We start from the raw sequence: 24,622 nt of genomic DNA on the forward strand, positions 1-24,622 counted from the left end.
AAAGCCGGGACCCAGTGACTTTCGAGCCATAACGAAACGAATGATGACCATCACGGATATCAACGGATGAATCTTCTCGATAGCACGCTCGAACACCTCAAGGCGCTGGTCGGCTTCGACACGCGCAACCCGCCGCGTGCCATCGGCACCGACGGCATCTTCGACTATCTGCAGGCGCAGCTGCCGGACTTCGACTGCACGCTGACCGACCACGGCGCGGGCGCGGTCAGCCTGCTGGCCGTGCGCGGCACGCCGCGGCTGCTGTTCAACGTGCATCTGGACACGGTGCCGGATTCGCCGCGCTGGACCGCCAGCCCGTTCGAGCTGCGCATCGGCGACGACCGCGCGACGGCGCTGGGCGCCTGCGACATCAAGGGCGCGGCGGCGGCGATGCTGGCGGTGGCGCAGGCGGGCGCGGGCGATTGCGCGTTCCTGTTCTCCACCGATGAGGAAGCCAACGACGCGCGCTGCGTGCCCAACTTCGTGCGCGAACCGCACGACTACGAAGCCGTGATCGTGGCCGAACCGACCCGCTGCGAGGCGGTACTCGCGCATCGCGGCATTCACTCGGTGCGCATGCGCTTCGCCGGCCGTGCCGGACACGCCTCGGGCGAGCAGAAGGCGTCCGACAGCGCGCTGCATCAGGCCGTGCGCTGGGGCAGCCGCGCGCTGGACTACGTCGAGGCGCAGGCGCATCACCGCTTCGGCGGCATGACCGGTCTGCGTTTCAACCTCGGCCGCATCGAGGGCGGCATCAAAGCCAATGTCATCGCGCCCGAGGCGGAGCTCAAGTTCGGCTTTCGGCCGCTGCCGTCGATGGACCCCGACGCGCTGCTGAGGACGTTCCACGATCTGGCCGATCCGCATCCGGCCGAATTCGAGGAGACCTTCCGCGGCCCGTCGCTGCCGGCCGGCGACATTGCCGCCGCCGAGTCGCGTCGCCTCGCCGCGCGCGATCTGGCCGACGAACTCGGACTGCCGATCGGCAACGCGGTCGACTTCTGGACCGAGGCCTCGCTGTTCTCCGCGGCCGGCTACACGACCATGGTGTTCGGTCCGGGCGACATCGCCCAGGCACACACCGCCGACGAATGGGTGGCGCTGGACCAGCTCGCCGCCTACGTCGGTCACCTGCAACGCATCATTCACGATGGACATGCATAAGACGACGATGGATACGCACAAGAACACGCGACAGACGATCGTCCGTCTGCTCTCCTCGATGGGCAGCGCCAAGGAGATCCAGCAGTATCTCAAGCGCTTCTCGCAGCTCGACGCCAAACGCTTCGCCGTGGTCAAGGTCGGCGGCGCGGTGCTGCGCGACGAACTCGACGCGCTGATCTCCTCGCTGTCGTTCCTGCAGCAGGTCGGGCTGACGCCGATCGTGCTGCACGGCGCTGGTCCGCAGCTCGACGAGGAGATGACCGCCGCCGGCATCGAGAAGCAGACCGTCGACGGCCTGCGCGTCACCTCGCCAAAGGCGCTGGAAGTCGTGCGTCGCGTGTTCCAGACGCAGAACCTGCGCCTGGTCGAGGCGCTGCAGGACATGGACGTGCGCGCCACGTCGATCCTGTCCGGCGTGTTCGAGGCCAGCTTCCTGGACCGCGACCGCCTCGGCCTGGTCGGCGGTGTCGACGCCGTGAACTTGGCGCCGATCGAGGCCAGCCTGCGTATCGGTTCGATTCCGGTGATCGCCTCGCTGGGCGAGACCGCGGAAGGACAGATCCTCAACGTCAACGCCGACTTCGCCGCCAACGAACTGGTGCGCGCGTTGCAGCCGTACAAGATCGTGTTCCTGACCGGCACCGGCGGTCTGCTCGACGAGCACGGCGAGATCATCGACTCGATCAACCTGCGCACCGAGTACGAGCATCTGATGGCGCAGCCGTGGCTGCACTCGGGCATGCGCCTGAAGATCGATCAGATCAAGCATCTGCTGGACGACCTGCCGCTGACCTCGTCGGTATCGATCACGCGTCCGGGCCAGCTCGCCAAGGAGCTGTTCACGCACAAGGGCTCGGGCACGCTGATCCGACGCGGCGAACGCGTGCTCACGTTCGAGGGCAGCTGGGACGGCGTCGACATCTCGCGTCTGCGCGCGCTGATCGAGTCCAGCTTCCGTCGCCGGCTGGCCGCGGACTACTTCGAGCGGACCCAGCCCTACCGCGTCTACATCAGCGAGAACTACCGCGCGGCGATGATCCTCACCGAAGAAGAGGGCTTCGCCTACCTGGACAAGTTCGCCGTGCTCGACGACGCCCAGGGCGAGGGCATCGGCCGCGCGGTGTGGCAGGTGATGCGCGAGGCCAATCCGCGCCTGTTCTGGCGTTCGCGGCACGGCAACGTCGTCAATCACTTCTACTACGCCGAGTCCGACGGTTGTCTCAAGCAGGAGCACTGGAAGGTGTTCTGGTACGGGCTGGACGGTTTCGACGCCATCGCCCGCTGCGTCGCGCATTGCGCGCAGCGTCCGGCCACGCTGGAGGACGCTGCGTGAGCGCCTGGCTGCAACCGGTGACGCTGGAAGACGTCCACGTCGCACTCGAACCGCTGACGCGCGCGCATCACGACGCGCTGGTCGAGGCTGCGTCCGACGGCGCGCTGTGGAACCTCTGGTTCACGTCGGTGCCGACGCCCGAGGGCATGGCCGCCTATATCGATGAAGCGCTGGCCGACACCGCGCAGGGCGCGGCGCAGGCCTTCGTGGTGCGGCGCAAGCAGGATGGTCGTGTCGTCGGCTGCACGCGGCTCGGTCATGCCGACGCGGTGAATCGGCGCGTCGAGATCGGCTGGACCTGGTACGCCGCCAGCGCGCAGCGCAGCGCGGTCAACACCGCCTGCAAGCGGCTGCTGCTGGGGCACGCGTTCGAGACCCTGCAATGCGCCGCCGTCGAGCTGCGCACGCATCGCTTGAATCGGCGTTCGCGCGCCGCCATCGAACGACTGGGCGCGCAGCTCGACGGCGTGCTGCGCAACCATCGGCGCATGGACGACGGCAGCTACCGCGACACCGTCGTCTACTCGATCATCGATGCCGAGTGGCCGGCCATTCGCCGTCACCTCGATCATCTGCTGGGAGCACACGTTTCATGAGCAAGACCGTCGGCCTCATCGGCGCACGCGGCCACACCGGCGCCGAACTGATCCGCCTGATCGCCGGCCATCCGCAGCTGGAGCTGGCCTTCGTGTCCTCGCGCGAGCTGGACGGCGCGCGCGTCGACGCGCATGTGGACGGCTACGAGGGCGATCTGCGCTACACGCGCCTGGACGCCAACGAGGCCGCGACGCAGGGTACGGACGCCGTGATCCTGGCGTTGCCCAACGACGCCTCGACGCCGTTCGTCGAGGCGATCGATGCGCAGGCGCCGGAGACCGTGGTGGTGGACCTCTCCGCCGACCGCCGCTTCGACCGTGGTTGGTACTACGGTCTGCCCGAACTGACCCGCGAGCGCTATCGCGGCGAGAAGCGCATCAGCAATCCCGGCTGCTACGCCACCGCGATCCAGCTTGCCGTCGCGCCGATGAAGGAACTGCTGGTCGGTCCGCCGGTCTGCTTCGGCGTGTCCGGCTATTCCGGCGCGGGCACCACGCCGTCGCCGCGCAACGATCCCGAGCAGCTGCGCGACAACCTGATGCCGTACAGCCTGGTGCATCACATGCACGAGCGCGAGTGCAGTTTCCAGCTCGGCATCCCGGTCGAATTCATGCCGCACGTGGCGCCGCACTTCCGCGGCCTCACGGTGACCTGCAACCTGTATCTGGACCGCTCGCGCAGCGTCGAGGAACTGATGCAGCGCTACCGCAGCCGCTACCGGGACGAACCGCTGGTGCGCGTGCAGGACGAGGCGCCGTGGGTCAGCCGCATCGCCGGCCAGCACTACGCTGCCATCGGTGGACTCAGCGTCGCGCCGGACGGTCGTCGCGCGGTGGTCGTGGCCTGTCTGGACAACCTGCTCAAGGGCGCGGCGACGCAGGCCCTGCAGAATCTCAATCGCGCGCTGAGCCTTCCGGAACTGGAAGGCATCCCGCACTGAATTTCGACACGACGCAACGAACAGGCACAACGAAGGCATTCCCGATGAGCGATCTGCTTTGGCAAAAAGACGGCGTGCGCGTGGACGCGCGCATCATGCGATTCCTGGCCGGCGACGACGTGCTGCTGGACCGCGAGTTCCTGCTGCACGACATCACCGCCAGCAAGGCGCACGTGGCCGGTCTGGGCCGCATCGACGTGCTGAGCGCGGACGAAGTCGCGTCGATCACGCGCGAGCTCGACGCGCTGGCCGAGGATTTCCGCAACGGTGACTTCATCCTCGACGACACGCACGAGGACGGGCACTCGGCGATCGAGGCGCGTCTGGTCGATCGTCTCGGCGACGTCGGCCGCAAGGTGCACACCGGCCGCAGTCGCAACGATCAGGTGCTGGTCGCCACGCGGCTGTGGTTGAAGGAGCGTCTGGACGACCTGAGTGATCTGTGCGTCGCCATCGCCGAAGTGTGTCTGCAGCGTGCCGGCGGCGAATCGCTGCCGCTGCCGGGCTACACGCACCTGCAGCGCGCGGTGGTGTCGTCGACGGCGATGTGGTTCGCCGGTTTCGCCGAAGGCTTTATCGACAACGCCGCGCGCGCCCGCACCACGCGCGACTGGCTCGACGCCAATCCGCTCGGCACCGCCGCCGGCTACGGCGTGAACCTGCCGCTGGATCGTGCTTACACCACCGAGGCGCTCGGCTTCGCGCGCATGCAGGTCAGCCCGATCTACGCGCAGCTTTCGCGCGGCAAGTTCGAGCTCGGTGCGCTGGACGCGCTGGCTTCGACGCTGCTGGATCTGCGGCGTCTGGCCTGGGATCTGTCGCTGTTCACCACCGCCGAATTCGGCTTCGTGCGTCTGCCCGACGAATACACCACCGGCAGTTCGATCATGCCCAACAAGCGCAATCCCGACGTGGTCGAAATGCTGCGCGCCAGCTACGCGCCGGTCGCCGCCGCGCGCGTGGAGATCGAACAGCTGCTGTCGCTGCCCAGCGGCTATCAGCGCGACTTGCAGCTGAGCAAGGGTTCGCTGTGGCACGGCTTCACGCACGGTCTGCGCGCACTCGACCTGATGCCCGATCTGCTGGCGCGCATGCAGTGGAACGGCGAGGCGATGCGCGCGGCCATCGAGCCGTCGATGCACGCCACCGACGTCGCCATCGAACAGGCCGCGGCGGGCGTGCCGTTCCGCACCGCGTACCGCGCTGCGGCGGAGGCGGGCAGCGATACCGGCAGTGGTCGAACGCCTGAATCGAGTCTGACCGCGCGCGTCTCTCCGGGCGGCGCAGCGGCGCTGGGCCTTGAAATCCTGCACGACCGCCTCAAGGCTCTTAAGGATAAGCAACGCGAAGCACACTGATTGCCACCCATTGAAGGCGCATGACGACACCGAGGAAATTCAAGCAACAACCCGTCCCTCCCTGGAACCGTGCCGTGCTGAAGGTCGGCAGCAGTCTGCTGGCCGGCAACGACGGCGGACTCAGCACGCAGTACGTGCTCGGCCTGGCGCAGTTCATTTCCGCCTGCCATGCGGCCGGTCGCGAGATCGTGCTGGTCTCGTCCGGCGCGGTCGCCGCCGGACGCATGCTTCTGGAGGGCCATTCCGACGAAGACACCAGCAGCGCCGCGCGACAAGCCATGGCCGCGCTCGGGCAGACGCAGACCATCGCGCTGTGGCAGCGCCTGTTCGACCGACCGCTGGCGCAAGTACTGCTGACGCATGACGACATGCGCAACCGGCGCCGCTATCTCAACGCGCGCGCCACGCTGCAGGAGCTGCTGCGTCACGGCGTGCTGCCGGTGGTCAACGAGAACGACACCGTCGCCGTCGACGAGCTGACGCTGGGCGACAACGACAACCTCGCCGCCATCGTCGCGGCACTGGTCGACGCCGACCTGCTGTTGATCGCCACCGACATCGACGGCCTGTACACCGGCAACCCGCGCACCAACCCCAACGCCGAACCCATCGACGAGGTGCCCGAGATCACTCCCGAGATCATGCACATGGCTTCGGGGGCCGGTAGCAGCGTCGGCACCGGCGGCATGCGCACCAAGCTGGAAGCGGCGCAGAAAGCCTCGGCGGCCGGCATCGAGACCATCCTCTTCAACGGTCGCGACAGCGAAGTCTCGCGTCTGCTGTCGCAGGACATTCTTTGCGGCACGCGGCTGCGCAGCACGTCCTCGCGGCTGCAGGCGCGCAAGTACTGGCTGCGCCACACGCCGGCCGTGTCCGGCTACATCCGCGTCGACGCCGGCGCCGCGCGCGCCCTGGTGGAAGAGGGCGCCTCGCTGCTGCCGAAAGGCGTGATCGAAGCCAGCGGCGAATTCCAGCGCGGCGACATGGTCGAGATCATCACCGACGACAGCTCGCGTTGCATCGCCCGCGGCATCACCCAATACGGGGCCGCGGAGATCAACCTGATCCACGGTTGCCACACGCGCGACATCGAGGAACGCCTCGGCTACAGCTACGGCGATTCCATCGTGCATCGCGACGATCTGGCGCGAACCGATCCCCTGGACGCCTATACGACAGGAGTGGAATTTTCATGACCGATTCCGTGCGCGACATCGCGCTGAAATGCAAGCAGGCCGCCGTGCAGGTGGCCGAACTTTCCGAACACGACAAGAATGCGCTGCTGCACGCCATGGCCGATGAGCTCGACGCGCAGGCCGCCACTGTTCTGGCCGCCAACGCCGAGGACATGAAGGCCGCGCGCGAGAAGGGCATCGGCGAAGCGATGCTCGACCGCCTGGCGCTGGACAAGAAGCGCCTGGCCGGCGTCGCCGACGCACTGCGCTTCGTCGCCAGCCTGCCGGACCCGGTCGGCGAGGTGACCGAGAGCCACACCTCCGACAAGGGCTTCCAGATCGAGCGCGTGCGCGTGCCGCTGGGCGTGGTCGGCATGATCTACGAGGCGCGCCCCAACGTCACCGCCGACGCCGCCGCGCTGTGCCTGAAGGCCGGCAACGGCGTCATCCTGCGCGGCGGCAAGGAAGCCGTGCGTTCCAACACCGCCATCGCCGCCTGCCTGCGCAAGGCGCTACGCGATGCCGGGTTGGACGAGCATGCCGTGACGCTGATGGAAGACCTCAGCCGCGAAGCCATGATGGAAATGATGCAGCTCAACGACATCCTTGATTTGCTCATCCCGCGCGGCGGCGAAGGCCTGATCCGCTTCGTCAACGAGAACGCGCGCGTGCCCGTCATCAAGCACTACAAGGGCGTGTGTCACCTGTACGTCGACGCCAGCGCCGATCTGGACAAGGCGCTCGACATCCTCATCGACGGCAAGACCACGCGACCGGCCGCCTGCAACTCGCTGGAGAACCTGCTGGTCAGCAAGGACGTCGCCGACACCTTCCTGCCGCGCGCCGTCGCAGCACTGCGCAAGCACGGCGTCGAGGTGCTCGGCGATGAAGCCTCGCACAAGATCGTCCCCGATCTGGACGCAGCCACCGACGAGGACTACGCCACCGAGTTCCTGTCCCTCAAGATCGCCGTGCGCGTGGTCGACGACGTCGACGCCGCCATCGCCCACATCCGCCAGTACGGCTCCGACCACACCGAAGTCATCGCCGCCGAAGACGAAGCCGTCGCTAACCGCTTCGTGCACGCCCTGCGCGCGGCGGTGGTCATGATCAACACCTCGTCGCGCTTCTCCGACGGCGGCGAGCTGGGCCTGGGTGCCGAAATCGGCATCTCCACCACGCGGTTGCATGCCTACGGCCCGATGGGCGCCGAGGCGTTGACCATTGAGCGTTTTGTCTTGCGCGGTCATGGTGAAGTGCGCCACGCCGAGAGCAAAGCGGCGGCCTAGGGCAGGGCAAAACCGCAGCCATCGATCAAACGCCTGCGCCCGGAGCGCAGGCGTTTTCTTATGTCTGGCACGTTCCCTTTTACGCCGCCACTTCCGACCGATAACTCACTTACGCCCCCGGATCTGGAATGTATCCACTCGCCGTTCAGCGAGCAAAGAATGCCTGGTGTCAGCAACACCTTGAATGTGTGGGCACTTTTCCTTGACTGTCCGTTCGGGCTCCCTGAATATCCGGTGTTATGCCCCGGATGTGGGGTCTACTTGTAGTTAGACGTCATAGGAGGTCACGATGAGCTTGTGCCCATACTGCAAAGAAGAGTTCACCTATGTCGTTAGCGTCGGCGTCGTAGTCATGGGCCATGACACTCACAACCATGCGGTGTCTTATAACTGCCCGCACTGCGAAACATCGCTGTCAGTAACAAGCGATCATCACGAAGTGCAACGAGACATGATCACGGCAGTTGTTGCGGCCATCAAAGACGGCAGCGCGCGTGGTGCCGTCTAACATCTCATCCAAGCGGACGGCTCCGCCGCCGCTTAATTCAAGCGTTAGGCGTCAACAATCGGAGTCTTCATGTCTCTACTGCCATGGTTCTTTATCGCTGGCGGCTTGATTGCTCTTTTCGCCATGCATCGTTGGCTCGCGTCGAAGAGGGTGCGTCAGGTAGTGCGAGCCAGGACGGCCGACAGCGCTCCAAACCTGCCGCATGGCAGAAAAAAAGCCGCGCAGAGACGCAATTCCGCTCCCGCAATTCATCTTGCAATGCGAGTCTTGGTATCACTCATTGTGCTATTAAGCTCAATTTTCATTATTCTCCGAACGGGGTCTTCCGACGCGGAGCAAAAATGGGCGTTTGGCGCAGTAGGAACTATTCTTGGCTACTGGCTTAAAGCATGAGTGGCTCGCTTATCAGTCGCGTATGGTCTGTGACTAACCACTCATTCGAGGCGGACGGCTACGCCGCCGCTCAATTCCAGTGTTAGCCTTCACCAATTGTCTGAAAATGGTGAGAAAATGAGAAAAAGGTGTCACCATTTCGCCGCCGCCTGTCAATAGAACCATAAGCGCCCGTCGCCCCGCTGCCGGGGAGATCGGTGCCACGTAGCCATGGGTCCGACTTCCGCTGCGTTTTTTTCGGCGCGAGGATCGCGCCAGTCACCGTTCTGGTTGTCAGCCAAACACTCGTCGGTCAACGCGGGATCCGTCCAGGTGCGCGCTTGCGCTGCACAGGATGACGGGCTCTAGGTCCCAACCCTTCGTGGCTCGGTCCGCGTGCGGTCCAGCCTGCTACATGGTGGCCGACGGTCACGACCATTCAGGGTCACTGGCTCAAAGCCAAACACCAGTTCCGGTCTGCGACCGCCGGCACGATCAGCCGAAGGCGCGCTTCGGATCAAACTCGGTGCTGTCTCTGAGCACGTGGTAGCACGCCCGCGCCAGCTTGTGCGCCACGGCCTTGATCGCCACCACCCGGTGCTTCGTTGCTTTCTTGCGGTCGTACCAGCTTCGGATTTGCGGGTTGAAGCGGGTCGCGTAGTTGGCCGCTTCGATGTACGCCCAGCACAGGTAGCGGTTGCCGCTCTTGCGACCGAAGGGAGTGCCCGTGGTGCGGTTGCCGTGTCCTTTCTTCTTGCCGTTGGACAGGCGCACGCTCTCGACCATGCGGCAGTACGAGGCGTACTCGCCCACCGAGGCAAAGCGTTCGATCGGGCCGGTCTCCAAGGCGATGGTCATACCCAGGATCGGGCCGATGCCCGGCACGCTGCGCAGGCGCATCAGGTCACCGGGTCGGGCCAGATCCTTGCGGACCCATTGCTCGAGGCTGCTGATCTGCTCCTGCAGCGTCAGCCACAGCTTGTACTGCAAAAGCACGCCATAGCGTGTGCTCACGTCCGGGAATAGCGCTTCCAGCTCATCCGGTGCGATGCGGCGCAGGGCGTTGGCCGACAGCTGCTTGCCGGTGCTGCGGCTGAAGCTGGATTGGATCGTCAGCATCAGTTGCACGGCCTGGCGCACCAGCATGAAGCGCCGGCGCAGCAGATCACGCGTGGCGCGTTGCGCGCGCGGGTAGATATAGCCTTCGGGCAACAGCCCCAGCCGCAGTAGCTGGGCCAGATGCAGGGCATCGGAGTGGTCGTTGCCGTGCTTGAGGCCGTCGTATTGCGGCACCGCCGTGGTGTGCACCAGGCGTACGTCGTAGCCGTGGTCGATCAGTCCATCGACCAGCCAGTACCCGTTGTAGGTCGACTCCACGGCCACGCTGGCCAGCTCGGCGCGGTAGGGCTCGAAGTCAGCCAGGATGAGAGAAAATGGTGTCAGGGACAATTCCTCTCTTTAGCTAGTCCCATGATTCATCCCCCACGCTGCCGCCCTTCCTCAAAACTCGGCAACCCACCCAGCGCATCCACCCACCCCAGCTTGCTGCTGCTGTAGATATTCACCGCGGGTGTCATGGCCTCGTGGCCTTCCACGGTGCCCAGGTAGAGCATGGTGAAGCCCGGGTAGCGGCCGGGGTTGGTGTTGAACACGGGGGTGCCGCAATGGCGGCAGAAGTGCTTGATGGCGCTGTCGCCGACCTGGATCTGGGCGAGGGTGTCGCCGCGGGCGGCGAAGCCGTCCGAGTGCACCACCACGTAGGAGCTGAAGGCGCCGCCGTTGATGCCGCGGCACATGCGGCAGTGGCAGTTGACCAGGCTCAGGGCCTCGCCTGCGGTGTAGCGCACCGCGCCGCATACGCATCCGCCTTGCATGGGTGCCTCCGCTGTTGCTGCGTGGGGCCACCTTAAGCCAAGTCGATGGCGCGTGGGGAGGCGGGTGGGGCGGTTATGGATGGTGCGGGGTGGCCCGGCGGGCCCCGTTGCGGGGCGTGGCGGGCGGGACGACTGCCCCCTGCAACACGTGGTGCTGCAGGGGGCAGGGCGCGATCAGAGCGCGGTGTCCTTGAGCTTCTTCAGCGGACGCACCTTGACCTTGACGGTCGCCGGCTTGGCCGCGAACACCTGCTCCAGGCCGGTGAACGGGTTCTTGCCCTTGTGAAAATGGTGTCAGGGACAATTTTTCAAGGCAATCTCTGCGGAGGCTGGCTTGCCGTTGCTATCCGCGGTGTCAGGCTTTGCCATCGCCAAGGGCGTCAATTCAAACAGGTCAAGCTCGCCAAGCCCGGACCGTGAGCAAGGCTGATCTAACTAGTCGTCCAAGCCGACCCCAAACCGCTACGCGCTTTGGGGCGGCTTAACTCAAGCGTTATGCTTCAAGTCCAGAACTACCTGCCAGATGAAGAAGTTCCATCTCAGCTGGCTCAGCTTTCGGGGCCATGTGGGCTTGCGTCCGCGTGGCTAGTTTTATCGCGACACGGAATTTCAGCTGATCCGCAAGAACTCATTCGCCTCTGTCGTTACACCGACAAATTTGGGACATTCACTGTACTTATAGCGGAGGCCCTTCAGCATTTCGGGCTTCAGGTCCGATTCCATTCTTACCCAGACAATGCACCGCAGCCTCTTGAACAAGAGGCATACGGTAGAGGCAAGGTTCGCGCGCACCCTGCCGTATCTCTATCAACATTGCTCAAAGTTTCATATTCCGGCGCCAGTGTTATCGTCAACTACTTGGCCTATGGTGGCGATGGTCACTTTTCCCCATTAGTAGGAGCCAACGCAAACAAGCTTGTTCTGCCTTATAGCGTCGAAGGGGAAATGTTGAGGTCAGAGTTTTGCAAACGCTGGAGAGCTCCGGGCATTCTCAGGCAGGCTATAGTTGCAACATAACAACTCATTCAAACTGACCAAACTGACCGCCCACTGGCTACGCCAGCGAAAATGGTGTCAGGGACATTTTCCCTGCTGACTAGAGGCTCGATAAAACGGTTCCAGGTTCACCTATGAAGGGTGACTTGGCCTGTGGCTCGGTCAGCGGTTGATCTGCTTTTCCAGATGTTCGGGATAGCGCGCGCCGTGGATGGTGATGCGGTCCAGCGCCTGCTGGATGCTGTCGAGGTTGGCGCGGCTCAGCTTGATGTCGGCGGCGGCGAGGTTTTCTTCCAGTCGGTGCAGCTTGCTGGTGCCGGGGATCGGCACGATCCACGGTTTCTGTGCCAGCAGCCAGGCGAGGGCGATCTGTGCCGGCGTGGCCTGGTTGTCTTTGGCGATGTCGCTCAGGGCATCGATCAGGCCCTGGTTGGCCTTGCGGGCGTCTTCGCTGAAGCGCGGCAGGTTCTGGCGGAAGTCGTTTTTCGCGAACGAGGTGCTGGCGTCGATGGCGCCGGTGAGGAAGCCGCGACCGAGCGGGCTGAAGGGCACGAAGCCGATGCCGAGTTCTTCCAGCACGGGCAGGATGTCGCGTTCGGGTTCGCGCCACCACAGCGAGTATTCGCTCTGCACGGCGGCGACTGGCTGCACGGCGTGGGCGCGGCGGATGATGTCCGCACCGGCCTCGGACAGGCCGAAATGCTTGACCTTGCCCTCGGCGATCAGCTCGCGCACGGTGCCGGCGACGTCCTCGATGGGCACATCGGGGTCCACGCGATGCTGGTAGAACAGATCGATGCGGTCGGTCTTCAGGCGCTTGAGCGAGGCGTCGGCCACGGCGTGGATGTGTTCGGGACGACTGTTCAGCCCGCCTTCGCCGCCGATGACGAAGCCGAACTTCGTGGCGATTGCCACTTTGTCGCGCACGGGCGCAAGGGCCTGACCGACCAGTTCCTCGTTGGTGTAGGGGCCGTACACTTCGGCGGTATCGAAGAAGGTCACGCCGCGATCCACCGCGGCGCGCAACAGGTCGACGCCGACCTTGGTTTCCACGGGTTGGCCGTAAGCGTGGGTCAGGCCCATGCAGCCCAGGCCGAGGGCCGAGACGTGCAGGCCACTGCGACCAAGTTCACGGGTGTTCATGGGCAAGCTCCTTGCGGGTGTGTCCGGAACGCGAGGTGGGTTCACCTAGCATAACGTGCGTGTTGCAGGATTCCGTGAGGGTTTCGATGCGGATGCGTGACACAGGATCACCGTATGCGACGGCGGTCGACCGGCGTACCTGAGCGCAGAACCTTGCTGGCGCGGACCGGGGCGCTGCATGGTGAGTTCGGGGCGAGGTTTGCCGCATGAGTTCGATGTGAAGTCGCCGGCGGCATCCGCTCAGGGCTGCGTGTGAAGGACGTGCATCGATCCTCGATTCGGAACGTCTCCGCCCCGGTGAGCGCGAGGACGTCTGCGGGTTCTAGCCACGCCATCGTTTTTTCGGGAAACTACGTGGGCGCCTGCTGCCCGGTCGAAGCACCGGTCGGCATGCTCGGATTCATTCCCGCAGCCATAAGGAGGACTCAAAAGTGTTCAAAACCCACTTTCCAAAACTTATGGTGCACACACATGCAAGCACATGTTTTCAAAGGTATCGGCCGGATATTCGGAGTCACTCCTCAGCGCTCGGGTGAGAATCTTCCGGCAAAGTACGCCCCCTGGACATGGTTCAAGACCATCGAGATTCGCAAAGGCGAGACTCGACCGGGGATTCACGTCGACGAATGCCTCGACGATATCGAGCGATTCGGGGCGCACATCACGGACGCTCATGAGCGTGTCACCGAAGAGGCCATGCGGTGAGCCGCGTCGGTCGCGTATCCCGACCTTCGTCCTCTTTCTAGCTGGATCGAAGCGTGCCCCGGTCGGGGCACGTTTCGGTTGCGGACGTCTCGGGCAAACGCGCGCTCGAAAATGGCTCGAACCGACCTTTCACGAGGCGATTTCGCATCGGTTGCGCTGCATGTCCGCATGCCATCGGCAATCGCAACGATGTGCGTCAGCCGCACGGCCCGGCGACTGCCTGCGTTCGCGTGTCGCCGGATTCCGGTCATCGCGGCGCGTACGCGTTTCCGCATGCGCCCGAGCGCGCGGCGTTTTGCGAAGGACCAACGCGTTTGCCGGCATGCCTTCGATTCCAGGAATCATGTTTGCATGACGGCCATACGGTACATCGTGTGCATGGGCGTTTCGGGCAGCGGCAAGTCGACGCTTGGGCATGCCATCGCCGAGCGCATGCACTGGCCGTTTGTCGAGGGCGACGACCTGCATCCGGACGTCAACGTCGAGAAGATGCGTCACGGCGTGCCGCTGGACGATGCGGATCGGCGCCCCTGGCTAGAGGCCGTGGCGCGGACCGTTCGACAATGGCGCGCACAGGATCGTAGTGGCGTGATTTCGTGTTCGGCGCTGCGTCGCGCTTATCGGGACGTCATCGCCGACGGCCATGAGGACGTGCTGTTCGTCTACCTGCACTGCAGCCGCGAGCGGTTGGCGCAGCGGCTTGCCGATCGGCGCGGTCACTTCATGTCCGCGGATCTGCTCGACAGTCAGCTGGCTACGCTGGAGGCGCCGCTATCGCCGCCCGAGCGGGCGCTGCGTCTGGAGATCGAGCGGCCGGCGCAGGAACTGGTGCGCGATGTGGTGGATGCGGTTTCCCGATCTGCCGTAGATTGACGGACGGATATTCCCGCACGAGGTGATTCGCGTCATGCGCACATGGATGATTCTGGTCGTATGTCTTTTGCTGGTGACGTTGACTGCCGCGTCCGGCTCGTTGTTCATGCCCGGCGACTGGTACGCGCAGCTGCAGAAACCGACGTTCACGCCGCCGAACCTGGCGTTCCCGATCGCCTGGACGCTGCTGTACCTGTGCATGGCCGTGGCGGGCTGGCGCGCGTGGCTGCGACGCGGTTTCGACGGCGCGATGGTGTTGTGGCTGGTGCAGCTGGCGCTGAATGCGCTGTGGTCGTACGTGGTGTTCGGCCGCCATCTGCTGGGCGCGGGCGCGATCGAGATCGGCCTGCTGTGGCTGGCGATTCTGGCGACGATGATTGCCTTTTTCCGCCGCGATCGTCTGGCCGGCTGGCTGATGACGCCGTATCTGGCCTGGGTCAGTTTCGCCCTGGTGCTGAACGTCGCGCTCTGGCAGCTGAATCCGTCGGTCTGAGGCAAGCGGCAGGCCGGCAGTGCATCAGCCATCGTTGTCCGGCCGCATGCGCTTGATGCGCACGGTGCTGCCGCCGTCGAAGGTGATGACGAAAGTGGCGCCTTCGTGCTTTTCCGATACCACTTTCTGCGGCGGTTCGCGGTCGGTCTTTTCCAGTTCGTGCTGGTAGTGCGCGCTGAGCAGGCCGTTGGGGATCAGCGTGAGCGGCGGACTGAACAGGGCGAAGCTGCGGAAGTGCGTGTCGCAGGCGTCGCAGGACGGATGGAAGGGCACTTCCGGCAGACGCTTGAGGTAGATGAAATACTTGTTTTCGTGCGGGATCATGATGCGGTCGCCCGCATGCATCTGCGGTGCCGTGGCGATGCTGCCGTTGGTATTCCACACGCGCACGATCTTCGCTTCGTCGCAGCGCTGCGTGACGCATTCCTGCAGCACCAGGTATTCGTTGTCCTGCAGGTTGACCGGCTGGACGCTGAGTACGTCGCCGTGGGTCAGCGCCTGGCCCGGGTAGACCATGTACGGCAGCTTCGGGTTGACCCGGAAGTCGCCGGAGATCAGATAGCCGCCGTGACGGCGTTCCCACGGACGCGCTTCGACCACGACGCTGGGCAAGTCGGTCTGCGGCGTGCTGGCGGTGGCGGGCGTTGGCGGCGGGGCGTATGTCGCGTGCGGTGTGTGGGCCGGTGCGGCGGACGCTGCGCCAAGCGCGAGGAGCAAGGCACAGAATGGCCATGAGGTCGATGAGTACGGCATGTCGTCTTCCCTACGTACATGACTTTCAACGAATTCATCGTAAAACTATTCGGCAGCGAGCGCCATCAACGAAGCGGCCCGGCATCGGGATCGATGCCGGGCCGCAAAAGGCTGGGGGATAACGGCGTCAGTAGCCGGCGGCCAGTCCGGCCGGGCGACGGCGGTCGTTGGCGCCTTCCAGCAGCCCGGTCTTCGGGTTGCGCAGAATGGCCTCGTCGGCGCCCCACGAACGGATTTCGTGGAACTTGTGACCCATGGCTTCCAGCGCGCTCTGCGAGGCGGCGCTGAGCAGGCCCGGTTCGACCATGGTCACGTCCGGCAGCCACTGCATGTGCAGGCGCGGCGCATCGACGGCCTGCTGCATGTTCATGCCGAAGTCGATTACGTTGACGATGCTTTCCATCGTGGTCGAGATGATGGTCGAACCGCCGGGGCTGCCGGTGACCATGAACAGCTTGCCGTGCGGATCGAGCACCAGACTCGGCGACATCGAACTGAGCGGACGCTTGCCCGGCTCGATCTGGTTGATCTTGCCTTGCACCAGGCCGAAGGTGTTGGGCACGCCGGGCTTGGAGGTGAAGTCGTCCATCTCGTTGTTGAGGAAGAAGCCGGTATCGCCCGCCATCTGGCTGATGCCGAACAGGTAGTTCAGCGTGTAGGTGACGCTGACCGCGTTGCCCTGCGCGTCGACTACCGAGAAGTGCGTGGTGTGCATGCCTTCGGCGGGGCCGAGGCTGCCGTGGATGTCGCTGGATGGCGTGGCCTTGTCGTCCTGGATGGTGCTGCGCATCTCGGCGATGTGCTTCGGATCGAGCAGCTTGTCGATGGGGTTGTGCACGAAGGCCGGATCGCCGAGGTAGGTGTTGCGGTCGGCGAAGGCGCGGCGCTCGGCCTCGATGATGTAGTGCGTGGCCTTGGGCGAGCCGTAGCCCCACTTGTGCAGCGGGTAGGGTTCGAGGATTTCCAGAATCTGGCAGATCGTCACGCCGCCCGAGCTGGGCGGCGCGGCGGCCACCACGGTGTAGCCGCGGTAGTCGCAGGTGACGGGCTTGTCCCACTTCACGCTGTAGTCGGCCAGGTCCTTCAGGGTAATCAGGCCGCCGTTGGCCTTGTTGGCCGCCGCCAGCTTGTGCGCGATGGGGCCGCGATAGAACGCCTTGGTGCCGTGGTCGCGGATCAGCTCCAGCGTGTGCGCCAGTTGCGGCTGCTTGAGGCGGTCGCCGACCTGCCACGGCTTGCCGTCATGCAGGAAGATCGCCGCCACGTTCGGCCACTGCGCGAACAGCTTGGTGTGCGTGGCCATGATGTTGATGTCGCCCTGCTGCAGCACGTAGCCCTTGCGCGCCAGCGCGATGGCGGGATCGATGACCTGCTTCAGCGACATCGTGCCGTACTTCTTCAGCGCGCTGTCCAGGCCCATCACGGTGCCGGGTACGCCGACGCCGAGGTAGGTCTTGGTGCTGCGGCCCTCGACCACGTTGCCGTCCTTGTCCTGATACATGTCCGTGGTGGCCGCCAGCGGCGCCTTCTCGCGGAAGTCCAGGAACAGGTTCTTGCCGTTCTTCAGGTGCACGACCATGAAGCCGCCGCCGCCGATGTTGCCGCAGCACGGATGCACCACGGCCAGCGCGTAGCCGACGGCCACGGCGGCGTCGACCGCGTTGCCGCCTTGCTTGAGAATCTTCAGGCCGACCTGGGTCGCCAGATGCTGCGCCGACACCACCATCGCGTGCTTGGCGCGCACCGGCTGCGCACTGGCCAGCGCCTGGCGCGTGGTCGGTGGCGCGGAGACATCCAGCGCCGTGTCGGGAATGCTGTGGTTTTGCGGCGGCTTGGCCAGCGCCAGCGGCGCGGCAAGCAACAGGAACAGAGGAACGAATACGTGGCGGAAACTGCGCATGATGAGGAATGTTCTCGCGGGGACGATCTCCCGACATTCGGACATCCCGCGCGATTTCGCAAGTTTTCGCGTGCCGCGAAAACCGGTGCAAACGGCTGTTTGAGGCCGGCTTCGCGGTTTCAGCGCTGCGCGGCCCACTCGGCGACGGCCTGGGCGAAACCGAGGCAGTCGCGGAAACGGTTGTACATCGGCACGGGCGAGATGCGGATGACGTCCGGTTCGCGCCAGTCGCCGATGATGCCGCGTTCGGTCAGATGCTCGAACAGGGCGCGTCCCTGCGTGCGTCCGCCGAGCACGCGGATCGAGAGCTGCGCGCCGCGGCGCGCGGGTTCGCGCGGCGTCACCACTTCGAGGACGTCCGGCAGTTGCGTGTCGACCAACCATTCCAGATAGCCGGTCAGACGCTCGGACTTCGCGCGCAGACGCGCCATGCCCGCCTCATGGAACAACTGCAGCGACAGGCGCAGCGGCACCAGCGCCAGGATCGGCGGGTTGGACAGCTGCCAGCCTTCCGCGCCCGGCGTGGGATCGAAGTGCGGGCCCATCTGGAAGCGCGTGTCCTTGTTGTGTCCCCACCAGCCGGCGAAGCGTGGACGCCGCGTCTGTGCGTGGCGCGCGTGGACGAACGCGCCGCCGACCGCGCCGGGGCCGCCGTTGAGGTACTTGTAGTGGCACCACACCGCGAAGTCCGCGCCGCTGTCGTGCAGCGCCAGCGGCAGGTTGCCGACCGCGTGCGCCAGATCGAAGCCGACCACGCAGCCGCGCGCATGACCCAGTCGCGTGATCGCGGGCAGATCGAAGGCCTGGCCGGTGCGGTACTGGATGCCGGGCATCAGCACCAGGGCCGTGCTGTCGCCGTGTTCGGCCAGCGCGCGCTCGATGGCGTGCATCGAGATGGTGCCGTTGGCCTCGTCGGCGGCCAGCTCGATCAGCGACTCGGCCGGATCGAAACCGTGGAAGCGGATCTGCGATTCCACCGCGTAGCGGTCGCTGGGAAACGCGCCTTCCTCGATCAGGATCTTGTGGCGCTCGCGCGTGGGCGTGTAGAAGCTGACCATCAGCAGGTGCAGGTTCACGCTCAGCGTGTTCATCGCCACCACTTCGGACAGGTCCGCGCCGACCAGTTCGGCCAGGTCCTCGCGCACGAACTCGTGGTAGTTCATCCAAGGCAGGCGGCCCTTGAAGTGGCCCTCGACACCGAGCTCGCCCCAGTAGTCGAGTTCGGCGTTGACCGCCTCGCGCACGCTGCGCGGCTGCAGGCCCAGCGAGTTGCCGCAGAAGTACAGCGTGTCGCCGTCGGCGTGCGGCGGAATCAGGAAGCGGTCGCGGAACTCGCGCAGCGGGTCGTCGCGGTCGGCCGCTTCGGCCCAGGCCAGGGAAGCTTCGTAGGGTGCAGTCATCAATCGTCCGTTTCGTGGGCTTGGGGCGGGCGCGGGCGTCAGGCCGTCGCTTTGGGTTCAAAGCGGGCCTTGGGCAGGTCCAGCCATTCCAGCGCGGTGCCGTGCATCAGGCGCGCGTTGGCCGATGCGTCCAGTTCCAGCGCCTCGATGCCCGAGCCCGGTTCCTGTTCGCCGAGCGGGAACGGGTAGTCGGTGCCGAGCATCACGCGGTCGTGACCGACCACGTCGAGCAGGTAGGCCAGCGCCTGCGGGTCGTGCACGCAGGAATCGAAATACAGGCGCGACAGATACTCGCGCGGATTGCGCGCATTGTTCTTCGCCACCAGGTCCGGACGCATCTTGAAGCCGTGCTCGATGCGGCCGATGGTGAACGGGAAGCTGCCGCCGCCGTGCGCGAACATCACGCGCAGCTTGGGCAGGCGTTCCAGCACGCCGCCGAAGATCAGGCTGCAGGCAGCGCGCGACTGTTCGGCCGGCATGCCGACCAGCCACGGCAGCCAGTAGTCGGGCATGGTGTCGCGGCCCATCATGTCCCACGGATGGATCATGATCGCCGCGCCCAGATCGGCGGCGGCCTCGAAGAACGGCAGCAGTTCCGGTGCGTCGAGGTTCCACTGGTTGCAGTGCGAACCGATCTGCACGCCGGCCAGGCCGAGCTGGTCGACGCAGCGCTCCATTTCCTGGATCGCCAGCGTCGGCGATTGCAGCGGCACGGTGCCGATGCCGACGATGTGCCGCGGGTATTCGCGACAGAGGCCGGCGGCGTGATCGTTGAGGAAGCGGTGCAGCTCCAGCGCCTGGTTGCCGCGCGCCCAGTAGGAGAACAGCACCGGCACGGTCGAGACCACCTGCACGTCGACGCCGTGCGCGGCGTAGTCGGCAATGCGCGCTTCGGCGTCGAAGGCCGATTCCCACACCTGACGGAAGAACTTGCCCTCGCGGTAGATGCGATGGCGGCCGGCGCTGTGGGTCATCACCGGGAAGCGCGGCTCGCCGTACTTCTCCGCAAGATTCGGCCAGTCCCGCGGCAGGATGTGGGCGTGGGTGTCGATCTTCAGCATGAGCGGCAGTGTAGAGGCTGACGCGTCTCGCTGCACGCGGCTGCGTGGCGGTTCAGGCCGTCGCGGAAGGCTGCATTTCGCGTTCGAGCACGTGGTGCAGGGTGTCGACGTTGTCGGCCAGACGATCGCTCAGCGCGATCAGGCTTGCGTCGGCGGGATCGGCGCTCGCGCCGAGCCGGGCGGCCAGCGCCTGCTGCTGCGCGCGCAGATCGGGCAGCGCTACGCTGCGCTGCGTATCGCAGGCTTCGGACAGCGCGCGCACCGTGGCGGCGATGTGAGTCAGATAGTCGTCGAAGGCCGCGCGCGCCGGGTGCGCTTCGCAGTCCATGAGCACGGCTTCCAGCGTCATCGCCGTGCGCGCGAGCCGGTTGCCGTTGGCGAACAGCGAATCGCCGCCGCGGCGCAACGCGGACGGCACGCCGGGCTCGGCGCGCAGGCGTTCCAGCGAGGCCTGTGCATTGCTGCGCGCCAGACGGGCGGCGGCGCGGGCGTTGTCGCGTTGTCGACGCGTGCCGCGCAGGGTCAATGCCGCCAGGTAGTCGGCGTAGGCGCGCAGCATCTCGGCCAGCGCGTTGCGGGCGCGGCCGCGTTCCCAGGTCGGCCAGACCAGGTAGGCGGTCAGTGCAAGGCCGCAACCCAGCGAAGTGTTGAGCAGGCGGTCGAGCACGGCGACATCCGGATTGCTGCCCTCGAACGACAGCAGGATCACCACCGCGCCGGTCAGCGCGGCGACGGCCAGTCCATAGTGCGCGGTGGCCAGGTAGCGGAACGCGAACACCAGTACGCCGAGCAGCAGCACATGCGCCCACACCGCATCGGGCACCGACATCAGCAGCAGGCTGGTCAGCACCAGGCCGAGCACGGTGCCGACGATGCGCAGCATGCCGAAGCTGAAGGTGGCGGCGAAGTCCGGGCGCAGCACGATGGCGGCGGTCATCGGCAGCCAGTAGCCGCGCGGCAGTCCGAGCGTGCGCTCCAGCCATTGCGCCAGCGCCAGGCAGACCGCGCAGCGCAGCGCGTGGCGGAAGGCGGCCGAGTGCAGCGTGAGATTGGCGCGCAGCGTGGCCCACGGCGACACGCCGCGCAGCACGCGCGGCAGATGCGCTTCGCTGCGCAGGGCGCGGATTTCGCCGCGGCTGCCGGCCCAGCGCGCGTTGCGCACGGCGGCGGTCAGCTGACCATGCAGGGCCAGCAGGCGAGGACGCAGCGGCGAGGCGGCATCGAGATCGTCGATGCGCGCGCGCAGCGTCTGCGCGGCACGCTCGGCGCCATCCGGCTCCTGGGCGTGTTCCAGCGCGTCGGCGAGTTGCGTCAGCGTCGCGTGGACGGCGACGGGCAGGGCTTCGTCGACGGCCGGCGCGTTACGGCGCAGCTGATCGATGGCCAGCAGCTCCAGACGCATGCGCTCGGCCAGTTCGGCCAGCACGCGCAAGGCCTCCACCGCGCGACCGCGCACCGGATGCTGGCCGAGCAGCATCTGCTGCAGACGGTTGATGGCGTCGCTCAAGGCCGGCGCTTCCTCGTCGCTTTCGCGTTGCGCGGCGAGCGGCGCGAGTTCGCGGAAGATCGCCGCCAGCGCCTGCCGTTCGGGCCGGTAGCGTTGCAACGGCCATGCCGCCACCGACACCACGGCCAGCAGCAGGCCGCCGGCGGCGATCAGCGCACTGGCCGGCCACGCCTGCGACCAGGGCAGCGGCGAGGCGGCGGCGATCACCAGCAGGATCATGCTGATCATGCCGACCCGCGCCATGTCGGCGCCGAACACCACCAGCAGGCCGCCGAGGAATCCGCACACGGCGACGGCCGCCAGCAGCGACGGCAGATGCGCGCCGAGCAGGAAGCCGGCCAGCGCGGCGAGGCCCGCGGCGAGCGAGGCCAGCACGATGCGCGTCAGGCGCTGTCGGTACGGCCCCGGCTGATCGGAGAAGATGACGTTGAAGGCGCCCGCGCCGAGGCCCAGGCCGATCGCGGCATGCCCGCTGGCCACGCCGACGGCCAGCGGACCGGCCACCAGCAGCGCCGCGCGCAGGGCGACGCGCACCGGCACGTCGGGACGTTTGAAGTGCGTCAGCGTGTGCAGCAGGCTGGCGCGCAGCGAGTAGGCGGGGGACATGCGGCGCGGAACATGGCGTCGAAGCGCGCATTGTGCGTCATGCGCACCACGCGATGCGACATCGCCGCGCAGCGATCGCGCCGCGCGGTGAAGCGCCGTTCATGCTTGCCGCGGGTCGGGCGTCAGGCGCGGCCGGCGAATTCGCCGGTCAGGGTGTTGACGCTGACGCGCTCGCCGACGGTGATGTACTCGGGCACCTGGATTTCCAGGCCGGTTTCCAGCGTGGCCGGCTTGGCGCGTTTGGTGGCGCTGGCGCCCTTCAGTTCGGGTGCGGTGTCGGCGACGGTCAGCGTCACCGTCGCGGGCACCTGCAGACCCACCGGCGCGTCGTCGATCAGTTGCACGTAGCAGCCTTCCAGACCGTCGACGATGTAGCCGGCGCTGTCGCCGACCAGTTCCGGCGGCAGCAGGTATTGCGTGTAGTCCTCGGCGTCCATGAACACGAAAGCGTCGCCGTCCTTGTAGGAATAGCTGGCCTGACGACGCAGCAGTTCGACTTCCTTGAGATCGTCGTCGGCACGCAGGCTGAGGTCGAACTTCTGCGCGCCGGGCACCGAATACATGGTGAAGCGGAACGTGACGTTGCCGCCGCGCGCGGTCGGCGCGCTGCGCTCGATGTCGCGGACCTGGTAGACGATGCCGTTGTGTTCGACGACGTTGCCGCGCTTGATGTCGGAAGCTTTCATGGATGCGGAGTAAAGAGGTGGAAGGGGCCGGTCGGGCGGGAGGCGTATTGTGCGCAGCGCGCGTGCGCGGCGCCAGGCCCTCCCGCCCGCGGCGTTCGACGGACTTACTTGGGCTGCAGCCGCACGCCACCGTCGAGACGGATGGTCTCGCCGTTGATGTAGCGGTTGGCGAGGATGAAGGCGGCCAGTTCCGCATACTCCTCGGGACGGCCCAGGCGCGACGGGAACGGGATCGACGCCGACAACGATTCCTGCACGGCTTCGGGCATGCCGTCGACCATCGGGGTCCAGAAGATGCCCGGCGCGATGGTCGCCACGCGGATGCCGAAGCGCGACAGCTCGCGCGCCATCGGCAGGGTCATGCCGACCACGCCGCCCTTGGAGGCCGAGTAGGCGGCCTGGCCGATCTGGCCCTCGTAGGCGGCTACCGAGGCGGTGTTGATGATGACGCCGCGCTCGCCGTCCTCGCCCGCTTCGTTGTGCTGCATCAGGTTGGCGGCGGACTTGGCGACGTTGAAGCTGCCGACCAGGTTCACCATCACCGTGGTGGAGAAGTTGTTCAGCGGCATCGGCGCCTCGCGGCCGAGCACGCGGCCGGCGCCGAGGATGCCGGCGCAGTTGATCACGGCGTTGAGGCCGCCCATGGCCTGCCTGGCAGCTTCCAGGTTGGCGACGACGCCGTCCTCGGAAGTCACGTCGGTGCGGTAGAAGCGCGCGGCGTCGCCGAGATCGGCCGCGGCCTGCTGTCCCTTCTCCTCGTTGACGTCGAACAGCGCGACCTTGCCGCCGTGGGCGACCAGGTGACGGGCCACGGCGTTGCCGAGTCCGGAGGCGCCGCCGGTGATGACGGCCTTGATATCGTTGAGCTGCATGGCGTTTCGTCCTGCTTGGCAAACCTCCATGGTAACTGACGGCGGTATCTCGTATGTAGCGCTCCGGTCATGCTCCACCCCTCAAGGTGCTTGCGCTGGCAGACGGCGAAACGTATCCTGAACACACAAAATATGTGATCCAGTTCACATATTTTCAGGGGCCGTCGGAGTGGCCGCGTTCGTGCGGCGTTCCGGCGCGTACAGGGGAAGGGGGAACCATGAAGCAGGTGCTCGTCTACGAGCGGCCGGTGCCGATCCATCGCAGCCGTCATCGGAACCTGCGTGTCCGTCCCTCAGTCGGGGAATTTTCCTTCGCACGCCAGATCAATTCCGTGCCGCTGGTCGGCTCGGAGTTCGCTGCGGCCGCGCGCGACTTTCCGATCGTCTTCGCCGGCGCCTCGACCGCATCCATGATGCCGGCGGCGTTGCTGGGGCTGACCCAGGACGAGAATCTTTTCGTCGAAGCCGACGGACGCTGGGCCGACGAGGTCTACGTGCCGGCCTTCCTGCGCCGCTACCCGTTCGTGGTGGCCGAGCATGCGACAGGCGAGGATTTGACCGTCTGCGTCGACGAGGCCGCGATCGACGATGCCGACGACGCGTTGCCGCTGTTCCAGGCCGACGGCAGTGAATCGCCGATGTTGCGTCACGCCATCGAATTCCTCGGCGAATACCAGAAGGACGTGCAGCGCACGCGCGCCTTCATGGAACAGTTCGCGCATCACAAGCTGCTGGTCGAGAAGGTGATCCGTCTCGAACGTCCGGGCAACGAGCCGGCGACGCTGAGCGGCTTCAGCATTCTCGACGAAACGCGCCTGAATGCCCTGGGCGCGAAGAGCCTGCAGACATTGGCGAAGTCCGGCGCGCTCGGACTCGCCTACGTGCACCTGATGTCGCTGACCAACGTGCAGCGGCTGTCGGCGCGCATGGACAGAAAACACAAAGGGACGGGCGGCTTGCACTGACCGGTCGTCACGATAGCCCATTCAGAAATATCGGCGCACAGCGCCAAGGCGG

22 protein-coding genes and 1 pseudogene are annotated in these 24,622 nt (G+C 66.0%); 12 read left to right on the forward strand and 11 right to left on the reverse strand.

The features are described 5' to 3' along the window. Window positions 1–66: 66 nt before the first annotated feature. The 8 genes from LF63_RS06480 (at window position 67) to LF63_RS15760 (ending at window position 8,757) form a co-directional block, all read left to right on the forward strand. On the forward strand, window positions 67–1,164 hold the full coding sequence (locus tag LF63_RS06480; protein ID WP_043100463.1) for an acetylornithine deacetylase: 1,098 nt from the start codon (window positions 67–69) through the stop codon (window positions 1,162–1,164). Window positions 1,165–1,171: 7 nt separating this feature from the next. After that, the gene (locus tag LF63_RS06485; RefSeq protein ID WP_043103325.1) at window positions 1,172–2,497 is read left to right on the forward strand and encodes an acetylglutamate kinase; all 1,326 of its coding nucleotides are present in this window, start codon (window positions 1,172–1,174) and stop codon (window positions 2,495–2,497) included. Continuing rightward, window positions 2,494–3,093, forward strand: coding sequence for a GNAT family N-acetyltransferase (locus tag LF63_RS06490; RefSeq protein ID WP_043100465.1), 600 nt, complete (start codon window positions 2,494–2,496; stop codon window positions 3,091–3,093). Before LF63_RS06485 ends, LF63_RS06490 begins: the two co-directional genes overlap by 4 nt. Further along, window positions 3,090–4,034 carry an N-acetyl-gamma-glutamyl-phosphate reductase gene (gene argC / locus LF63_RS06495; RefSeq protein ID WP_043100467.1) on the forward strand — a complete coding sequence of 315 codons (945 nt, stop codon included), beginning with the start codon at window positions 3,090–3,092 and terminating at the stop codon, window positions 4,032–4,034. The genes LF63_RS06490 and argC overlap by 4 nt, the downstream gene beginning before the upstream one ends. Before the next feature lie 44 nt (window positions 4,035–4,078). Then, window positions 4,079–5,392: an argininosuccinate lyase gene (argH, locus tag LF63_RS06500; RefSeq protein WP_043100469.1), complete on the forward strand. Its 1,314-nt coding sequence runs from the start codon at window positions 4,079–4,081 to the stop codon at window positions 5,390–5,392. 20 nt (window positions 5,393–5,412) lie between these two features. Next, a complete protein-coding gene (gene proB / locus LF63_RS06505) occupies window positions 5,413–6,588 on the forward strand; it encodes a glutamate 5-kinase (protein ID WP_052394778.1) in 1,176 nt (391 codons plus the stop codon). Then, the gene (locus LF63_RS06510) at window positions 6,585–7,856 is read left to right on the forward strand and encodes a glutamate-5-semialdehyde dehydrogenase (protein WP_043100471.1); all 1,272 of its coding nucleotides are present in this window, start codon (window positions 6,585–6,587) and stop codon (window positions 7,854–7,856) included. The genes proB and LF63_RS06510 overlap by 4 nt, the downstream gene beginning before the upstream one ends. Before the next feature lie 577 nt (window positions 7,857–8,433). Beyond that, on the forward strand, window positions 8,434–8,757 hold the full coding sequence (locus LF63_RS15760) for a hypothetical protein (RefSeq protein WP_152569261.1): 324 nt from the start codon (window positions 8,434–8,436) through the stop codon (window positions 8,755–8,757). A gap of 474 nt (window positions 8,758–9,231) precedes the next feature. Here the strand turns inward: LF63_RS15760 and LF63_RS06515 are convergent, their stop codons facing one another. The 4 genes and pseudogenes from LF63_RS06515 to LF63_RS06530 form a co-directional block, all read right to left on the reverse strand. Next, window positions 9,232–10,185: an IS110 family RNA-guided transposase gene (locus LF63_RS06515; protein ID WP_235205279.1), complete on the reverse strand. Its 954-nt coding sequence runs from the start codon at window positions 10,183–10,185 to the stop codon at window positions 9,232–9,234. A 26-nt stretch (window positions 10,186–10,211) separates the two neighbouring features. Continuing rightward, on the reverse strand, window positions 10,212–10,610 hold the full coding sequence (locus LF63_RS06520) for a GFA family protein (RefSeq protein ID WP_043100473.1): 399 nt from the start codon (window positions 10,608–10,610) through the stop codon (window positions 10,212–10,214). Between the two features lie 174 nt (window positions 10,611–10,784). Further along, window positions 10,785–10,892: pseudogene (locus tag LF63_RS15485) on the reverse strand (HU family DNA-binding protein); the annotation flags it as partial. A gap of 876 nt (window positions 10,893–11,768) precedes the next feature. Continuing rightward, window positions 11,769–12,749, reverse strand: a complete 981-nt coding sequence (locus LF63_RS06530) for an aldo/keto reductase (protein ID WP_043100477.1) — start codon at window positions 12,747–12,749, stop codon at window positions 11,769–11,771. A 471-nt stretch (window positions 12,750–13,220) separates the two neighbouring features. Between LF63_RS06530 and LF63_RS06535 the strand changes: the two genes are divergently transcribed. The 3 genes from LF63_RS06535 (at window position 13,221) to LF63_RS06545 (ending at window position 14,820) form a co-directional block, all read left to right on the forward strand. Beyond that, on the forward strand, window positions 13,221–13,454 hold the full coding sequence (locus tag LF63_RS06535) for a hypothetical protein (RefSeq protein WP_043100479.1): 234 nt from the start codon (window positions 13,221–13,223) through the stop codon (window positions 13,452–13,454). 351 nt (window positions 13,455–13,805) lie between these two features. Further along, complete coding sequence (locus LF63_RS06540; protein ID WP_043100481.1) at window positions 13,806–14,327, forward strand: gluconokinase; 522 nt, start codon at window positions 13,806–13,808, stop codon at window positions 14,325–14,327. Window positions 14,328–14,361: 34 nt separating this feature from the next. Beyond that, window positions 14,362–14,820 (forward strand): TspO/MBR family protein, encoded by a 459-nt coding sequence (locus tag LF63_RS06545; RefSeq protein WP_043100483.1) that lies wholly within the window; start codon window positions 14,362–14,364, stop codon window positions 14,818–14,820. A 24-nt stretch (window positions 14,821–14,844) separates the two neighbouring features. Here the strand turns inward: LF63_RS06545 and LF63_RS06550 are convergent, their stop codons facing one another. From LF63_RS06550 to LF63_RS06580, 7 genes are all read right to left on the reverse strand, one after another. Continuing rightward, on the reverse strand, window positions 14,845–15,432 hold the full coding sequence (locus LF63_RS06550; RefSeq protein WP_043100484.1) for a hypothetical protein: 588 nt from the start codon (window positions 15,430–15,432) through the stop codon (window positions 14,845–14,847). Window positions 15,433–15,700: 268 nt separating this feature from the next. Then, on the reverse strand, window positions 15,701–17,473 hold the full coding sequence (ggt, locus tag LF63_RS06555) for a gamma-glutamyltransferase (protein ID WP_043100486.1): 1,773 nt from the start codon (window positions 17,471–17,473) through the stop codon (window positions 15,701–15,703). Window positions 17,474–17,592: 119 nt separating this feature from the next. Next, window positions 17,593–18,873 (reverse strand): kynureninase, encoded by a 1,281-nt coding sequence (gene kynU / locus LF63_RS06560; RefSeq protein WP_043100487.1) that lies wholly within the window; start codon window positions 18,871–18,873, stop codon window positions 17,593–17,595. A gap of 38 nt (window positions 18,874–18,911) precedes the next feature. Continuing rightward, a complete protein-coding gene (locus LF63_RS06565; RefSeq protein WP_043100489.1) occupies window positions 18,912–19,934 on the reverse strand; it encodes an amidohydrolase family protein in 1,023 nt (340 codons plus the stop codon). A gap of 52 nt (window positions 19,935–19,986) precedes the next feature. Then, window positions 19,987–22,047, reverse strand: a complete 2,061-nt coding sequence (locus LF63_RS06570; RefSeq protein ID WP_043100491.1) for an FUSC family protein — start codon at window positions 22,045–22,047, stop codon at window positions 19,987–19,989. A gap of 122 nt (window positions 22,048–22,169) precedes the next feature. Further along, complete coding sequence (gene efpL / locus LF63_RS06575; protein ID WP_043100493.1) at window positions 22,170–22,733, reverse strand: elongation factor P-like protein EfpL; 564 nt, start codon at window positions 22,731–22,733, stop codon at window positions 22,170–22,172. A gap of 104 nt (window positions 22,734–22,837) precedes the next feature. Further along, entirely contained in the window at window positions 22,838–23,605 is a 768-nt protein-coding gene (locus LF63_RS06580) for an SDR family oxidoreductase (RefSeq protein WP_043100495.1), read from the reverse strand. Window positions 23,606–23,823: 218 nt separating this feature from the next. Between LF63_RS06580 and LF63_RS06585 the strand changes: the two genes are divergently transcribed. Beyond that, a complete protein-coding gene (locus tag LF63_RS06585; RefSeq protein ID WP_043100498.1) occupies window positions 23,824–24,570 on the forward strand; it encodes a SapC family protein in 747 nt (248 codons plus the stop codon). The last annotated feature ends 52 nt before the right edge of the window (window positions 24,571–24,622 follow it).

The sequence above is a fragment of the Oleiagrimonas soli genome, assembly GCF_000761445.1.
GTDB lineage: Bacteria > Pseudomonadota > Gammaproteobacteria > Xanthomonadales > Rhodanobacteraceae > Oleiagrimonas > Oleiagrimonas soli.

What these genes read in the sequence shown, in the direction of transcription:
- LF63_RS06480 (WP_043100463.1), top strand. Translation starts at nt 67, where the DNA reads ATGAATCTTCTCGATAGCACGCTCGAACACCTCAAGGCGCTGGTCGGC.
- LF63_RS06485 (WP_043103325.1), top strand. Translation starts at nt 1,172, where the DNA reads ATGGATACGCACAAGAACACGCGACAGACGATCGTCCGTCTGCTCTCC.
- argC (WP_043100467.1), top strand. Translation starts at nt 3,090, where the DNA reads ATGAGCAAGACCGTCGGCCTCATCGGCGCACGCGGCCACACCGGCGCC.
- argH (WP_043100469.1), top strand. Translation starts at nt 4,079, where the DNA reads ATGAGCGATCTGCTTTGGCAAAAAGACGGCGTGCGCGTGGACGCGCGC.
- proB (WP_052394778.1), top strand. Translation starts at nt 5,413, where the DNA reads ATGACGACACCGAGGAAATTCAAGCAACAACCCGTCCCTCCCTGGAAC.
- LF63_RS06510 (WP_043100471.1), top strand. Translation starts at nt 6,585, where the DNA reads ATGACCGATTCCGTGCGCGACATCGCGCTGAAATGCAAGCAGGCCGCC.
- LF63_RS15760 (WP_152569261.1), top strand. Translation starts at nt 8,434, where the DNA reads ATGTCTCTACTGCCATGGTTCTTTATCGCTGGCGGCTTGATTGCTCTT.
- LF63_RS06520 (WP_043100473.1), bottom strand. Translation starts at nt 10,610, where the DNA reads ATGCAAGGCGGATGCGTATGCGGCGCGGTGCGCTACACCGCAGGCGAG.
- LF63_RS06530 (WP_043100477.1), bottom strand. Translation starts at nt 12,749, where the DNA reads ATGAACACCCGTGAACTTGGTCGCAGTGGCCTGCACGTCTCGGCCCTC.
- LF63_RS06535 (WP_043100479.1), top strand. Translation starts at nt 13,221, where the DNA reads ATGCAAGCACATGTTTTCAAAGGTATCGGCCGGATATTCGGAGTCACT.
- LF63_RS06540 (WP_043100481.1), top strand. Translation starts at nt 13,806, where the DNA reads ATGACGGCCATACGGTACATCGTGTGCATGGGCGTTTCGGGCAGCGGC.
- LF63_RS06545 (WP_043100483.1), top strand. Translation starts at nt 14,362, where the DNA reads ATGCGCACATGGATGATTCTGGTCGTATGTCTTTTGCTGGTGACGTTG.
- ggt (WP_043100486.1), bottom strand. Translation starts at nt 17,473, where the DNA reads ATGCGCAGTTTCCGCCACGTATTCGTTCCTCTGTTCCTGTTGCTTGCC.
- kynU (WP_043100487.1), bottom strand. Translation starts at nt 18,873, where the DNA reads ATGACTGCACCCTACGAAGCTTCCCTGGCCTGGGCCGAAGCGGCCGAC.
- LF63_RS06565 (WP_043100489.1), bottom strand. Translation starts at nt 19,934, where the DNA reads ATGCTGAAGATCGACACCCACGCCCACATCCTGCCGCGGGACTGGCCG.
- LF63_RS06570 (WP_043100491.1), bottom strand. Translation starts at nt 22,047, where the DNA reads ATGTCCCCCGCCTACTCGCTGCGCGCCAGCCTGCTGCACACGCTGACG.
- efpL (WP_043100493.1), bottom strand. Translation starts at nt 22,733, where the DNA reads ATGAAAGCTTCCGACATCAAGCGCGGCAACGTCGTCGAACACAACGGC.
- LF63_RS06580 (WP_043100495.1), bottom strand. Translation starts at nt 23,605, where the DNA reads ATGCAGCTCAACGATATCAAGGCCGTCATCACCGGCGGCGCCTCCGGA.
- LF63_RS06585 (WP_043100498.1), top strand. Translation starts at nt 23,824, where the DNA reads ATGAAGCAGGTGCTCGTCTACGAGCGGCCGGTGCCGATCCATCGCAGC.